Source organism: Enterobacter sp. WPR_3_1, assembly GCF_003635055.1.
GTDB classification, from domain to species: Bacteria; Pseudomonadota; Gammaproteobacteria; order Enterobacterales; family Enterobacteriaceae; genus Enterobacter; species Enterobacter ludwigii.
The window spans coordinates 142,310-155,659 of the sequence record NZ_RBXU01000016.1; the positions used below are offsets into that span (position 1 = coordinate 142,310).

Genomic DNA, 13,350 nt, shown 5'->3' on the forward strand with positions numbered 1-13,350 from the left:
ATGATTTACATTTCTGCTGTTGGCATGGTCAACGCGCTGGGTAACTCGCTGGATGAGATTGCCGCTAACCTGACGGCGGGTGTAGCCCCCGGCATGCATTGTCGGTCCGGCTGGTTGCAGGATGCGCCCGATGCCGTGCTGGGCGGCGTGGAAGGCGAGTTGCCGTCCATTCCGGATACCCTGTCCGCGCACCGCACCCGCAATAACCAGCTGCTGCTGGCCGCGCTGGCACAGATTCAATCCGCCGTTGACGACGCGATTGCCCGGGTCGGCCGCGACCGCGTGGCCGTGGTTTTGGGTACCAGCACCTCCGGCCTCGATGAAGGGGATGAGCACGTACGATTAACGCTCAACGGCGAAGCCAGCACCCGGTGGCAGTATCCGCAACAGGAGCTGGGCGATCCGTCCCGCTTTCTGGCAAACTGGTTACAGCTCGAGGGCCCGGCATATACCCTCTCGACCGCCTGCTCCTCCAGCGCGCGGGCAATTATCAGCGGCCGGCGTCTGATTGACGCCGGGCTGGTGGATATTGCCATTGTTGGCGGCGCAGATACCCTGAGCCGGATGCCCGTCAATGGCTTTCACAGTCTGGAATCGCTTTCTCCAACGCTCTGCGAGCCGTTTGGCCGCGACCGTCGGGGTATCACCATTGGTGAAGCCGCTGCGCTGATGGTGTTGACCCGTGAGCCCGCCGGGGTCGCGCTGCTGGGAACAGGCGAGTCCAGCGATGCTTACCATATTTCGGCGCCGCATCCGCAGGGTGAAGGCGCCATTCGCGCCATTACCCAGGCGCTCAATGACGCGGGTCTGCAGCCGGAGGATATTGGCTATATCAACCTGCACGGCACCGCCACACCGCTCAACGATCAGATTGAATCACACGTGGTACACGACCTCTTTGGAGAAAACGTGCCCTGCAGTTCTACCAAACACCTTACCGGCCATACGCTGGGCGCTGCCGGTATCACCGAAGCGGCGTTGAGCTGGCTTATTCTGACGCGTGACCTGCCGTTACCCCCACAGGATTTCGCCCGCTACGCGCCGGACGAAACGCTGTCGCCGTGCGGCGTGCTGCACCAGAGCACCGCGCTGAAAAAACCGGTCATTTTATCTAACTCGTTCGCGTTTGGTGGCAACAACGCCAGCATCCTGCTGGGGAGAGTGTCATGAGCTACTTATCACCCGTCGACTATCTGCCGCACGATGCGCCAATGATGCTGCTGGGATCCGTTGAACGCGTCACCGACGATTCCGCCGTATGCCGTGTCGCGGTCAACGGCCAAAGCGTACTGGCGCCCTTTTTGAATGCCGAGGGCGATTTGCCTGGCTGGTACGCGCTCGAACTGATGGCGCAGACCGTTGGCGTCTGGTCAGGCTGGCATCGCCAGCAGAAAGGGCAAGATCATATTGCGTTGGGCATGGTGCTGGGTGCGCGCGAGTTGGTCTGCGCCAGTGGACATTTCGCAAAAGACGCGACGCTGGACATCACCGTCAGACTGCTGATGCAGGATGAACGCTTCGGCAGTTTTGAATGTACGATCTCCTCAGGTGAGGAGACGCTGGCCACGGGCCGGGTCAATACCTTCCAGCCGAGCGCAGAAGAATTAACATCGCTTTTTAATCAGGGATCTCACGCATGAGTCGTTCCGTACTGGTCACCGGGGCCAGCAAAGGCATTGGTCGTGCCATCGCCTGCCAGCTTGCCGCTGATGGGTTTACCGTAGGCGTACATTACCACCGTGACGCCGCAGGCGCGCAGGCGACGCTGGATACCATCACACAGGCGGGCGGTCAGGGTCGCCTGCTCTCTTTCGATGCAGGTAACCGCGAACAGTGCCGTGACGTGCTGGAGCAGAATATCGAGGCCCACGGCGCATGGTATGGCGTGGTCAGTAATGCCGGTATCACCCGCGACGGTGCGTTTCCGGCCCTCAGCGAAGACGACTGGGACAGCGTCATTCATACCAACCTCGACAGTTTTTATAACGTTATTCAACCCTGCATTATGCCGATGATCGCCACCCGAAAAGGGGGGCGCATTATCACCTTATCCTCCGTGTCCGGCATGATGGGCAACCGCGGTCAGGTGAACTACAGCGCGGCAAAAGCGGGCATTATTGGCGCGACCAAAGCACTGGCAATTGAGCTGGCAAAACGCAAAATCACCGTGAACTGCATTGCGCCGGGGCTGATTGATACCGGCATGATTGAAATGGAAGAGGCTGCGCTGAAAGAGGCAATGTCCATCATTCCCATGAAACGGATGGGCCAGGCCGAAGAGGTTGCAGGACTTGCCAGCTATCTGATGTCAGATATTGCAGGCTACGTTACCCGCCAGGTCATTTCCATCAACGGAGGAATGCTATGACGCGTCGCGTGGTGATTACCGGTATGGGCGGCGTTACCGCCTTCGGCGAGGACTGGCAATCCGTTTCCCGCAGGCTGCTGGCGTATGACAACGCGGTACGCAAAATGCCGGAGTGGCAGGTTTACGATGGCCTGCACACCCTGCTGGGCGCGCCGATTGATGATTTCACCCTGCCGGAACACTATACCCGCAAGCGTATTCGCGCCATGGGCCGCGTGTCGTTGATGTCGACCCGCGCCACCGAGCTGGCGCTGGAGCAGGCGGGGCTGATTGGCGAGGCGGTGCTCACGAATGGCCAAACCGGTATCGCCTATGGCTCCTCCACAGGCAGTACCGGGCCAGTCAGCGAATTCGCCACCATGCTCACCGAAAAACACACCCACAACATCACCGGTACGACCTATGTGCAGATGATGCCGCACACGACCGCGGTGAATACCGGCCTGTTCTTTGGTCTTCGGGGTCGCGTTATCCCGACGTCGAGTGCCTGTACGTCGGGCAGTCAGGCCATTGGCTACGCCTGGGAAGCCATTCGTCACGGTTATCAGACCGTGATGGTCGCAGGCGGAGCAGAGGAGCTTTGTCCGTCAGAGGCGGCGGTATTTGACACCTTATTCGCGACCAGCCAGCGCAACGATGCGCCGAAAACCACCCCTTCGCCATTTGATACGCAGCGTGATGGTCTGGTCATTGGGGAAGGCGCAGGCACCCTGATTCTGGAAGAGCTTGAGCATGCCAGAGCACGCGGTGCAACCATCTATGGCGAGATCGTTGGCTTCGCCACCAACTGTGATGCAGCCCATATCACCCAGCCACAGCGAGAAACCATGCAAATTTGTATGGAGCAGTCGCTGGCGTTAGCAGGGTTAAGCGCGCGGGACATGGGGTACATCTCCGCGCACGGTACCGCCACCGATCGCGGTGATATCGCCGAAAGCCAGGCCACCGCCGCCATCTTTGGCGACAACGTGCCAATTTCGTCGCTGAAGAGCTATTTTGGCCACACGTTAGGCGCCTGTGGGGCACTGGAAGCCTGGATGAGTCTGCAGATGATGCGTGAGGGCTGGTTTGCCCCGACGCTCAATTTAAGACAACCGGATGAGCAATGTGGTGCTTTAGATTATATTATGGGTGAAGCCCGTCAGATTGACTGCGAGTATCTGCAAAGCAATAACTTCGCATTTGGCGGCATCAACACGTCGATAATCATCAAACGCTGGGCGTAACTATGTACCAGTTTATACTGGGAAAGATCTCCACCCTGAGCGCAGACCCGCTGGCGTCGACGCTTGCACATATGGCACCTGCGGGTGCACGAAATGCATCCTGGCTGGCGGGGAGAACCCTGCTCGCCAAAACGCTTTCTCCTTCTCCGTTACCCGAGATCGTCTATGGTGAGCAAGGGAAGCCGACCTTCGTGGATGCGCAGCCCTTCTGGTTTAACCTGAGTCACAGCGGCGATAATATCGCGCTGCTGCTGAGCGACGAAGGCGAAGTGGGGTGTGATATCGAAGTTATCCGCCCACGTGAAAACTGGCAGGCGCTGGCTAACGCCGTCTTCAGCGTGGCGGAACATGCGGAGCTGGAGCGCGAAGACCCGGAGACAAAGCTTTCTGCTTTCTGGGGGATCTGGACGCGTAAAGAGGCCATCGTGAAGCAGCGAGGCGGCAGCGCCTGGCAGATTGTCAGCATCGACAGCACGTCGCAGACGCATTCGGTAAGCCAGCTCCAGTTCGGCTCGCTCAGTCTTGCCGTCTGCACCTCAACGCCTTATACCCTCACCGCCGGGACGATTGCTCACCACGGGATGTCCGTGGCATAAAAATCACCAGCACGCCGAGAATAATCATCCCGACCCCCGCCAGCCCGTGCCAGGAAAAGTGTTCGTTCCAGCCGGGCAACAAAATGGCCGCGGCCCACACCAGAATGTAACTGAGGCTCAGCAAGGCATACGCTTTGCTGAGCGCCATGCGATGCAACGCCAGATACCAGCAGCCCATCGAGGCTATATACCCCATGAGTCCCAGCAGCAGCGCGCCAGTACCGGATGAGAAGTGCCAGAGCGCGGAGACAAACGCATCAAGCTCGCTGACTGGTGGCAGGGCCTGCATGGCATAGCGCAGCAGCAGCTGCGCCGCGCTGACCAGCATTACGCTGCATAACGCCCAGAATGTTCCTCTCACAGGCTTCCTCCGAGGATAACAATGCCGATGATGATGAACCCGACGCCCAGCCAGTGATGCAACGCGACTTTTTCATGCCAGAATGCTTTCGCCGCCAGGGTCACCCAGACAAAATTGAGGCTCAGCATAGGGTAGGCAACGCCGACAGGCAGGCGCTGCAGGACCACCAGCCAGACCAGCATGCCGCTGCCCAGCGCCAGCAATGCCAGGCCCAGCCACAGCATAATATGCGCGCCACGCCGCCCGGCTTTCGCCGGACGGGTGGCCTGCTTCTGACACAGCTGCCCTGCGCAGGTCAGCAGGCTTGCCAGTATCAACCAGAGCCAGGTCGTCATTGCGGTAAATACTGCAGCCAGGCCAGACGGCCCTGAATATACAGGCTGTCCGGTTCTGGCAGATGAGCCCGCTTAATATCGTCGTGTTTTGACAGCAGGATCACCAGTGACACGCCCCCCTGCTGGCGATGCGTTGCCAGCCACTGCGCAAAATTATCTTTCTCGACAAACCGGTCTTTCACATCCGGGTACGCTAGCCCGTAGCTCAGCTCGCCGCTCTGACCAAACAGAATGATGTCATTACGCTTAAGCTCCCACGCCAGCCCGGAGGCCACGCCAACATTGTTCGCCAGCACAAACCGGCTGCTCTGAAGCGGGTCACGGATGGTATCCACCAGCGACTGCGGCTGTTTGGAATCCACCACCAGGTTAGGAATGGCAAACCCAATCAGCAGCGCCACGCCAGCAGGACACAACGCCGCCAGCCACCAGCGCTGCGCGCTTTGCCGCACGGTAAACCAGCCGACAGCCGCCCAGACGAGAAACGCCAGCACCGCGCAGAAGACTTTATACAGCTCAACGGATGTCCAGACCGGATGCTTAGCAACCCCCCACGGCGAGACCACCAGCGCCGCCACCACGCCAATCACACCAAACGCCAGGTTAATCCCGCCGTTAATGCGTAACGCTCTGGCCCCTTTGTCCGCCGCGATGCAGGCATAGCGCGCCATCAGGATAGCCAGCGGAGCAAAACACGGCAGGATGTAGGTTGGCAGTTTGCCTTTGGCAATGCTGAAGAACAGCAGCGGCATCACGACCCATCCAAGCAGATAAAAGCCACCGCCCGTGTTGTCTCTTTCGCGCCAGCCCAGCCGAAACGCGCCGGGCAACAGCGCCAGCCACGGCAGACTGCCGGCCAGCAGGAACGGCAGGTAGTACCAGAACGGCGCTTTGTGCTGAGCATCGCTCTGGGCAAAGCGCTGAATATGCTCAACCCAGAAGAAGTAGCGCCAGAAATCAGGCTCTCGGTGCGCAATGGCCAGCGCCCAGGGCAGGACGATCAGCACACAGCTCACGATGGCCAGCCAGCCAAAGATCAGCACCTCTTTCCAGCGCTTCTGCGCAATCACCCACGGCAGCACGCCTATTACCGGCACCGCCAGCGCCAGGAATCCTTTGGTCATCACCCCCATGCCGCAGGCAAGCCCGAGCAGCACGTAGCCACCCGCTTTTCCGGCCACGGTTTCAGCCTGCGAGGCCAGCCAGAAGCTGCACATAGCGGCCACCAGCCACAGGGTAATGATGGGATCCAGCACGGCGTACGTACCAATGCCATACACCAGGAACAGGGTCAGGAAGATAAGGCCGGAGAAAATGGCAACGCGCTTATCCCGCCACAGGCGCCACGCCATCCAGATCACCAGCAGAGCCGTCAACCCGGTTGAGAATATGGCGCCGGCGCGCACGGCAAAGTTAGTATGCCCAAACAGCAGTTGCCCGATACTGTTGATCCAGTAGCCCGCAATCGGCTTTTCAAAGTAACGCAGCCCCAGAAAATGCGGGACAATCCAGTCTCCAGACGCCAGCATTTCGCGGCTGATTTCCGCATAGCGCGTTTCATCAGGCTGCCACAGCATGCGGATATCAATCGGAATGAGGTAGTAAACGATAAACAGTGCGAGAAGCGCTAAGCCATAACGGGCTGCTTTCATGATACCGGACTCACGGTTTGTTGATAGCCAAGCCAGCCTTCCCGGCCAGCCAGTTCATTACGCACAATTTTGCCCACGGGCAGGACGCTAAGATCCTCTGGCAGCAATTCGCTCAATGGACAAAACTGAATGCCCTCCTGAGCGGCCATCGTCAACAGTGCATCGAAATCATGCTGATACGCAATCCCTTCCACTTCCGCGTGGATGGTGTAGACGGGCGTACCGGTGTCGCGATGAATGCAGTCCAGAATATAGCGATTGAACCCTCCTGCACTGACCTCGCGCCCAACCACTTCATCCCAGGTGGGAAGCGTGACCGGGATTTGCACCGTCCCCAGGCGATTCTCCCCGATGAGCGGCAAAAAAGGCCCGGTGCCGCGGCAATCGCTGTTGTAGCGAAACGCGAAGGGTTCTTTGGCTTTCACCACGCGTTGGTCGGCACGCCATCCTGCCACGGCGGAGCAGCGAATCGTCTGGCCGGTAATGGCCTCCAGCTCCAGCATGCCGCGCTCAACTTCACGCGACAGGCGTGGAATATCCCAGACGCCAGCCCAGGCCTGCCAGGCATGGTGATCCCAGGCATGCAGTCCAACCTCATGGTGCTGCGCCGCGTCGCGGATAACGGCTTCATTACCCGCGCCAATGCGCCTGCCGGGCCATGCGGTTCCGGCCAGCAAAATATCCCAGCCGTAGAGAGAGGCTGCGCGTGAGCGCAGCATTTTGAACAGAAATGCCGGTTTAACCAGACGCCATAAATGACGTCCCATATTGTCAGGCCCCACGCTGAAGAAAATGGATGAGCGCACGTTGTGCTTGCTCAGCAGTTCCAGCAGTTTGGGTACGCCATCACGCGTCCCCCTGAAGGTGTCGACATCAATGCGTAAACCGACTTTTCTCATGAGACCTGTTCCGACAGCTCCACGGTGCGCAGGAAGAAATCGAGCGTTTCATCAATGGTCTGATCCATCTTCACCGTCGGTGTCCAGTTCAGGCAGCGTTTCGCATTACGAATGCTGGGTTTCCGGTGCTCAACGTCCTGATAACCTTTACCGTAGTAGCTGCTGCTTTCCACTTCACGGAAACCGGCAAACGGCGGGAAGCGATCGCGCAGCGGATGACGTTCAAAGCTTGCCAGCAGCATCTCAGCCAGCTCGCGAATGCTCGCTTCGTTATCCGGGTTACCGATGTTGATGATCTCTCCGTTGCAGCGACCCTCTTTGTTTTCGATGATGCGGAACAGCGCCTCGATACCGTCGCTGATATCCGTAAAGCAGCGTTTTTGTTTACCGCCTTCGATAAGCTTGATGGGCGAGCCTTCCACCAGGTTCAGGATCAGCTGGGTGATGGCACGTGAGCTGCCGATACGCGCCGCGTTAAGGTTATCCAGACGTGGCCCCATCCAGTTAAACGGACGGAACAGCGTAAAGCGCAGACCCGCTTTCTCACCGTAGGCCCAGATCACGCGGTCGAGCAGCTGCTTGGAGACGGAATAAATCCAGCGCTGCTTGTTGATCGGCCCGACGACCAGGTTAGAGGTATCTTCGTCGAAGTTTTTGTCAGTACACATGCCGTACACTTCAGAAGTTGACGGGAAGATGATGCGCTTGTCGTATTTCACACAGTCGCGGATGATCTTCAGGTTCTCTTCGAAGTCCAGCTCGAACACGCGCAGCGGGTTACGGGTGTACTCAATCGGCGTGGCAATAGCCACCAGCGGCAGCACCACGTCACATTTTTTAATGTGATATTCAATCCACTCGGAGTGAATGCTGATATCCCCTTCCACAAAGTGGAAACGCGGGTTGTCGAGGAAACGACTGATGGCATCGGCACCGATATCCAGACCATAAATTTCGTAGTTATCGTCTTTCAGCAGACGCTCGGTCAGGTGGTTGCCGATAAAGCCATTGACGCCAAGGATCAGCACGCGGGTGCGGCGTTTGATGGCCACGACCGGTGCGCTGGTGATCAGTGCGCCAGTGACCAGCCCCAGAGACTGAGCCAGCTGCGCGCCCTGAACATAAACGCCGTTATCGGTTTGCCCGGTAACGATCTCCAGCGCCTGTTCGCCGCAGCTGACAATCAGCGGGGAAGCCGAGACAACGGTGCCCGGTTTGGCGGCAGGAATGTCGTCGCGTACGCGGGATTTCCAGACGATAAACTTACTCACGCCGGCAAAGCTGTACGCCCCCGGCCAGGGGTCGGTGACGGCACGCACCAGGTTGTGCAACTGACGAGCCGGCTTGTTCCAGTCCAGGCGACCATCTTCTGGCCGGCGACGGCCAAAACAGCTCGCCTTGCTCTCATCCTGCGCGGTCTCGCTGAAGGTGCCGTTAAGGACCGCTGGCAACACATCACGTAGCAGGCTTTGCGCTACGGTGCAGAGCTTCTGATGAAGCTGCAGCGCAGTTTCATCCGCGTCGATAGCCACGCGCTGCTGCGCGATGATGGCACCGGCATCTGCGCGGTGCACCATACGGTGCAGAGTGACGCCAGTTTCCGTTTCGCCGTTCACCAGCACCCAGTTCAGCGGTGCGCGGCCACGGTAGGCGGGCAGCAAAGAGCCGTGAAGATTAAATGCCCCTTTTGCGGCCAGACTTAAAATCTCATCGCAAATCAGGTTGCGATAATAGAACGAGAAGATGGCATCAGGCGCGAGCGCCCGGATGCGGTCCACCCACAGCGGATGGTTGACATCGTCCGGGGCGTAAACCGGAATACCGCGCTCTGCGGCGATACGCGCCACCGAGCCAAAGAAGTTATTCTCTCCGGCCGTGTCCGGATGCGTGAAGATTGCAGCGATTTCATAGCCCGCTTCCAGCAGGGCCAGCGTGCCCGCACACCCCATATCGTGATAGGCAAAGACAACAGCTTTCATGGGTGAATTTCCTCTTGAGATGCTTTGTGTTCCTGGCGGACAACACGTTGAATAAAGTAGCGCGGACGTGCGCGAACATCGTTATAAATACGGCCAATGTATTCCCCGAGCAGACCCATCCCGACAAACTGGGCGCCGATGAACATAAACAGCACGGCAAAGAGCATGAAGACCCCTTCCGCCGCCCACTGGGGACCGTAGATCAGGCGGAGTAACACCAGCAGCACAGAGAGCGCGAAGCCGAACACGGCAATGATGCTGCCGAAAACGCTCAACAGGCGCAGCGGCGTGGTGGTCAGGCAGGTGATAAGGTCGTACATCAGGTTGATGAGACGCATAAAGCTGTACTTCGACTCCCCGTGCTCGCGCTCGGCGTGCAGTACCGGGATTTCCGTCGCCTTACGGGCAAAGGTGTTCGCGAGAATGGGAATAAACGTGCTGCGTTCATGGCAGTGCAGCATGGCGTCGACAATATGGCGGCGGTAGGCGCGCAGCATGCAGCCATAATCGCCCATCGCTTTGCCGGTGGTCCGCTGGATCAGACGGTTGATTGTGCGGGAAGCCAGCTTACGGAACAGGCTGTCCTGACGGTTTTGCCGCACCGTGCCGACCACGTCGTACCCTTCATCGGCCTTTGCAACCAGACGCGGGATCTCTTCCGGCGGGTTTTGCAGATCGGCATCAAGCGTAATAATCAGATCGCCCGTCACATGGCTGAACCCGGCCATAATGGCGGAGTGCTGACCGTAGTTACGGTTAAGCAGCACGGCAACAATATGGCTGCCCTCGGCCTGCGCGGCTTCGGTCAGCATCAGCGCGGAATTATCGCTACTGCCATCATCCACCAGCAGTATTTCATAGGCTTTGCCGAGCGTGTCGCAGGCGGCCGTCGTGCGGCTGATCAGTTCGGGCAGGCTCTCCTGTTCGTTGTAAACGGGGATAACCACAGAAACTTTTTGTACAGGCGGTGCGCTGAACATATCAATTTCCTGCAAGCTGATGGAGCGCGGTAATGACGCGGGTTGTGTCGTCATGAGTCATGTCCGGGAAAAGGGGGAGAGAACAAATACGCGCGCTATTCCATTCAGAATTCGGGAGCGATACATCAGGAAAACGCTCGCGGTAGTATTTTTGCGTGTGCGCCGCGCGGAAATGCAGGCCGGTGCCAATGCCTTTTTCCTTCAGGGCTGCCATCAGGTTGTCGCGAGAAATCCCGCAACGGGCTTCATCCACGCGAATGATGAACAGATGCCAGGCGTGGACGTGCGACCATGAAGGAATACGCAGCGGCTGGAACGGCGTATCGGCAAGCTCGCGAAGATAGCGTTCAGCAATGTCATGACGTCGTGCGTTGGCCTCTTTCAGTTTGCCCAACTGCACCAGCGCCAGCGCGGCGTTGATATCCGCCAGGTTGTATTTGAAGCCGGGCGTGATAACTTCTGCCTGCGGCGCACGACCGTGCGTCTGGCGGTCGTAGGCGTCCACACCCAGACCGTGGAATTTCAGGCTACGGATCCGCTGCGCCAGTTGCGCATCGTCCGTGACCACTAACCCGCCTTCGGCGCAGGTCATGTTTTTAATGGCGTGGAATGAGAAAATCGCGGTGCCCTGCCAGCCCACGTGACGCGAGTGGTAGTACGTGCCGGCTGCATGCGCCGCATCTTCAATGACCGGAATACCGTGACGTTCCCCGATGGCGCGAATGGCGTCGATGTCACACGGCGCGCCGGCATAATGAACCGGAACAATCGCTTTTGTACGCGGCGTAATGGCGGCGTCGATCGCATCCGGCATGACCATCAACGTATCCCGGTCAACATCAATCATCACCGGGGTTGCGCCCAGCAGCACAATCATATTCAGTGTGGATACCCAGGTCAGGGAGGGGGTGATCACTTCATCGCCTGGACCAATACCCAGCGCCATCAGCGTGACATGCATTCCCGCGGTCGCTGAGCTGACGGCAATCGCATGTTGATTCCCGGTTAGCTGACAGAATGCCTCTTCAAGCGCCTGATTTTTCGGTCCTGTGGTGATCCAGCCGGAGGTTAATACCTCCTGCAACGCCGCTAATTCCTCGCTACCCATGGACGGCCGGGAAAAAGGCAAAAAATCACTCATCATTAATTTCCTTGAAATAAGAATGGCACGCTTTTGATATTAACCAAATGCCGGCTCGTTTATTTCAACGAACCATAAACTTATATCAAGGTAGCTAACATTTCTTAGGGAAAAATTAAGAAAGACATTCCATTCACTTTATCCAGCCATTAACCACTTAAAATACAAAGAGTTAAATTATTATGAATTATTTATTGTGTGATCAAACTCGACCTTTGCCTGCAATTTTTTAAACATAACATCAACAAACAAAAAAATCCCGGCTATTTCTTTTAAAAGAAGAAATAGCCGGGAACTTTTCTTTTTAGTTAATTGTCGCGCTTATTTTAAATTATCAGGAAAGTTTTTTGGTAACTCGCTCGCCGCACAGGCAATAACGCTTTCATTATTCGCCCCACAGTCGCGAACAAAGGTGATCGTCGCAAATTCATCAATGACTTCAGTGGGGTATGCCGGGCCCGCATCACGATACGCATTCATCAATGGAATATGATCGTTCTGGAAGCAGACGGTTTTTTCTGGATTGTTGATCACCCAACGCGGGAAGAAGATGGTGCCGTGGAACAGTTTGTCACCCAGGTTTGCAATCAGGCTCACGTCGGTACCGGTTGGTTCTGTCCAGGAAATTTTATAGATGCTCTCCCCTACGCGAACAATATAAGCCTGCTGATCTTTCACCCAACGGTTCGCCACAATCCCGCTGTGAATACGGTAATCAAGGGTGGTTTCGTTTTTGACATAAATCTCGTAGTTCCAGCCATTATCATAGGTATATACAAGGTGTTTGCCGACGAAGCCGCTTAAGTCATGTTTGTCGAAGGTGTTCATAATGTGTCTCCTTTGTTTTGATGAGACGATCGTACCCCTTCAAAAAATGAATGAATAACGCTATGTTTGAATCAAATTCATCCAAATTTTAGATTAATCATGCATAAGACGACGCTTGAACAATGGTCATTACTGGAAAGAGTGGTCGAGGCAGGCAGCTTTGCCAAAGCAGCGGAAGAGACCAACCGCAGCCAGTCCTCGGTCAGCTATAACCTGTCGCTGCTGCAGGAGCGGCTGGGCGTGGCGCTGCTGGTGCCTGAGGGGCGGCGGGCTGTCTTGACCCCGGCCGGCGAACTCCTGCTCAACCAGGTTAAACCGTTGCTGAAAGCCTTCGCCTATGTTGAGACCCGTGCGGCAAGCCTGCGTAACGGAATGCGCACGCGGTTAGATCTGGTGGTGGACAGCATTTTCCCGCGCCGACGCCTGTTTGCTATTTTGCGTCAGTTCCAGCAGCTGTATCCGCAAACGCAGGTCCGCCTCACCGAAGTGCTGGAAAATAGCCGCACCGATGTCATTAATGATGAAGCCGACGTGATGGTGTTAACCCGCCGCCAGGACATAACCGGTCTTGGCGAATGGCTGATGAATATCGACTTTGTTGCCGTGGCGCATCATCAACATCCCCTCTTTAGCCTCGACGCGCCGCTTAACGACGATATGCTGCGCCCGTGGCCGCTCATTCAGATAGCCGACAGCCAGACCGCCGCGCGTGCGGCCGGCGAGTCGTGGACCTTTTCCACCATTGATGCAGCCATAGAGGCGGTGATGTCTCAGGTCGGCTATGGCTGGCTGCCAGAGGAGCGTATTCAGACCCAGCTTGATCTGGGGGTGCTCAAACGCCTGCCGCTTAGCCATGGCGCACGCCGGGCTACGCCGCTGCACCTGATTGTGAAACGCTCCCTCGGCCCGCTGGATGAACAGGTTGAGACCCTGCTGCGCCTTTTTAGCCAGGAGCCGCCATCCTCACCTGCTACGCTTTAAGGTC

Annotated in this window: 14 protein-coding genes; 6 read left to right on the top strand and 8 right to left on the bottom strand. The window is 57.3% G+C overall.

The genetic code is table 11. The features are described 5' to 3' along the window. From BJ887_RS22690 to acpT, 5 genes are read left to right on the top strand one after another with little or no spacing between them, the layout of a single operon-like run. Positions 1–1,170 carry a beta-ketoacyl-[acyl-carrier-protein] synthase family protein gene (locus BJ887_RS22690; protein WP_047355831.1) on the top strand — a complete coding sequence of 390 codons (1,170 nt, stop codon included), beginning with the start codon at positions 1–3 and terminating at the stop codon, positions 1,168–1,170. Next, positions 1,167–1,640, top strand: a complete 474-nt coding sequence (locus tag BJ887_RS22695) for a hypothetical protein (protein WP_020884522.1) — start codon at positions 1,167–1,169, stop codon at positions 1,638–1,640. Before BJ887_RS22690 ends, BJ887_RS22695 begins: the two co-directional genes overlap by 4 nt. Continuing rightward, positions 1,637–2,368, top strand: a complete 732-nt coding sequence (locus BJ887_RS22700; protein ID WP_014172045.1) for a 3-ketoacyl-ACP reductase FabG2 — start codon at positions 1,637–1,639, stop codon at positions 2,366–2,368. Before BJ887_RS22695 ends, BJ887_RS22700 begins: the two co-directional genes overlap by 4 nt. Continuing rightward, complete coding sequence (locus BJ887_RS22705) at positions 2,365–3,594, top strand: beta-ketoacyl-ACP synthase (RefSeq protein ID WP_014172046.1); 1,230 nt, start codon at positions 2,365–2,367, stop codon at positions 3,592–3,594. Before BJ887_RS22700 ends, BJ887_RS22705 begins: the two co-directional genes overlap by 4 nt. A gap of 2 nt (positions 3,595–3,596) precedes the next feature. After that, the gene (gene acpT, locus BJ887_RS22710) at positions 3,597–4,190 is read left to right on the top strand and encodes a 4'-phosphopantetheinyl transferase AcpT (RefSeq protein ID WP_014172047.1); all 594 of its coding nucleotides are present in this window, start codon (positions 3,597–3,599) and stop codon (positions 4,188–4,190) included. Here the strand turns inward: acpT and arnF are convergent. The 8 genes from arnF to BJ887_RS22750 all read right to left on the bottom strand — a co-directional run bounded on the left by arnF (position 4,147) and on the right by BJ887_RS22750 (position 12,365). After that, positions 4,147–4,551 (bottom strand): 4-amino-4-deoxy-L-arabinose-phosphoundecaprenol flippase subunit ArnF, encoded by a 405-nt coding sequence (gene arnF / locus BJ887_RS22715; RefSeq protein ID WP_032679158.1) that lies wholly within the window; start codon positions 4,549–4,551, stop codon positions 4,147–4,149. The two genes, acpT and arnF, sit on opposite strands and share 44 nt — an antisense overlap. Beyond that, on the bottom strand, positions 4,548–4,886 hold the full coding sequence (gene arnE / locus BJ887_RS22720) for a 4-amino-4-deoxy-L-arabinose-phosphoundecaprenol flippase subunit ArnE (protein WP_014172049.1): 339 nt from the start codon (positions 4,884–4,886) through the stop codon (positions 4,548–4,550). Before arnE ends, arnF begins: the two co-directional genes overlap by 4 nt. Further along, on the bottom strand, positions 4,883–6,538 hold the full coding sequence (gene arnT, locus BJ887_RS22725; RefSeq protein WP_040018253.1) for a lipid IV(A) 4-amino-4-deoxy-L-arabinosyltransferase: 1,656 nt from the start codon (positions 6,536–6,538) through the stop codon (positions 4,883–4,885). Before arnT ends, arnE begins: the two co-directional genes overlap by 4 nt. Continuing rightward, positions 6,535–7,437, bottom strand: coding sequence for a 4-deoxy-4-formamido-L-arabinose-phosphoundecaprenol deformylase (gene arnD / locus BJ887_RS22730; protein WP_020884517.1), 903 nt, complete (start codon positions 7,435–7,437; stop codon positions 6,535–6,537). Before arnD ends, arnT begins: the two co-directional genes overlap by 4 nt. Continuing rightward, positions 7,434–9,416: a bifunctional UDP-4-amino-4-deoxy-L-arabinose formyltransferase/UDP-glucuronic acid oxidase ArnA gene (gene arnA / locus BJ887_RS22735; RefSeq protein WP_121340484.1), complete on the bottom strand. Its 1,983-nt coding sequence runs from the start codon at positions 9,414–9,416 to the stop codon at positions 7,434–7,436. Before arnA ends, arnD begins: the two co-directional genes overlap by 4 nt. Next, on the bottom strand, positions 9,413–10,396 hold the full coding sequence (gene arnC, locus BJ887_RS22740; protein WP_020884516.1) for an undecaprenyl-phosphate 4-deoxy-4-formamido-L-arabinose transferase: 984 nt from the start codon (positions 10,394–10,396) through the stop codon (positions 9,413–9,415). The genes arnA and arnC overlap by 4 nt, the downstream gene beginning before the upstream one ends. A 1-nt stretch (position 10,397) precedes the next feature. After that, positions 10,398–11,537: a UDP-4-amino-4-deoxy-L-arabinose aminotransferase gene (arnB, locus tag BJ887_RS22745; protein ID WP_121340485.1), complete on the bottom strand. Its 1,140-nt coding sequence runs from the start codon at positions 11,535–11,537 to the stop codon at positions 10,398–10,400. A 321-nt stretch (positions 11,538–11,858) separates the two neighbouring features. After that, positions 11,859–12,365, bottom strand: a complete 507-nt coding sequence (locus BJ887_RS22750) for a phenolic acid decarboxylase (RefSeq protein ID WP_020884514.1) — start codon at positions 12,363–12,365, stop codon at positions 11,859–11,861. A gap of 99 nt (positions 12,366–12,464) precedes the next feature. Here BJ887_RS22750 and BJ887_RS22755 point away from each other — a divergent pair, with 99 nt between their 5' ends. Then, positions 12,465–13,346 (top strand): LysR family transcriptional regulator, encoded by an 882-nt coding sequence (locus tag BJ887_RS22755; RefSeq protein ID WP_020884513.1) that lies wholly within the window; start codon positions 12,465–12,467, stop codon positions 13,344–13,346. The last annotated feature ends 4 nt before the right edge of the window (positions 13,347–13,350 follow it).

What these genes read in the sequence shown, in the direction of transcription:
- BJ887_RS22705 (WP_014172046.1), top strand. Translation starts at nt 2,365, where the DNA reads ATGACGCGTCGCGTGGTGATTACCGGTATGGGCGGCGTTACCGCCTTC.
- arnA (WP_121340484.1), bottom strand. Translation starts at nt 9,416, where the DNA reads ATGAAAGCTGTTGTCTTTGCCTATCACGATATGGGGTGTGCGGGCACG.
- BJ887_RS22700 (WP_014172045.1), top strand. Translation starts at nt 1,637, where the DNA reads ATGAGTCGTTCCGTACTGGTCACCGGGGCCAGCAAAGGCATTGGTCGT.
- arnT (WP_040018253.1), bottom strand. Translation starts at nt 6,538, where the DNA reads ATGAAAGCAGCCCGTTATGGCTTAGCGCTTCTCGCACTGTTTATCGTT.
- BJ887_RS22755 (WP_020884513.1), top strand. Translation starts at nt 12,465, where the DNA reads ATGCATAAGACGACGCTTGAACAATGGTCATTACTGGAAAGAGTGGTC.
- BJ887_RS22690 (WP_047355831.1), top strand. Translation starts at nt 1, where the DNA reads ATGATTTACATTTCTGCTGTTGGCATGGTCAACGCGCTGGGTAACTCG.
- arnD (WP_020884517.1), bottom strand. Translation starts at nt 7,437, where the DNA reads ATGAGAAAAGTCGGTTTACGCATTGATGTCGACACCTTCAGGGGGACG.
- arnE (WP_014172049.1), bottom strand. Translation starts at nt 4,886, where the DNA reads ATGACGACCTGGCTCTGGTTGATACTGGCAAGCCTGCTGACCTGCGCA.
- acpT (WP_014172047.1), top strand. Translation starts at nt 3,597, where the DNA reads ATGTACCAGTTTATACTGGGAAAGATCTCCACCCTGAGCGCAGACCCG.
- arnB (WP_121340485.1), bottom strand. Translation starts at nt 11,537, where the DNA reads ATGAGTGATTTTTTGCCTTTTTCCCGGCCGTCCATGGGTAGCGAGGAA.
- arnC (WP_020884516.1), bottom strand. Translation starts at nt 10,396, where the DNA reads ATGTTCAGCGCACCGCCTGTACAAAAAGTTTCTGTGGTTATCCCCGTT.
- BJ887_RS22750 (WP_020884514.1), bottom strand. Translation starts at nt 12,365, where the DNA reads ATGAACACCTTCGACAAACATGACTTAAGCGGCTTCGTCGGCAAACAC.
- BJ887_RS22695 (WP_020884522.1), top strand. Translation starts at nt 1,167, where the DNA reads ATGAGCTACTTATCACCCGTCGACTATCTGCCGCACGATGCGCCAATG.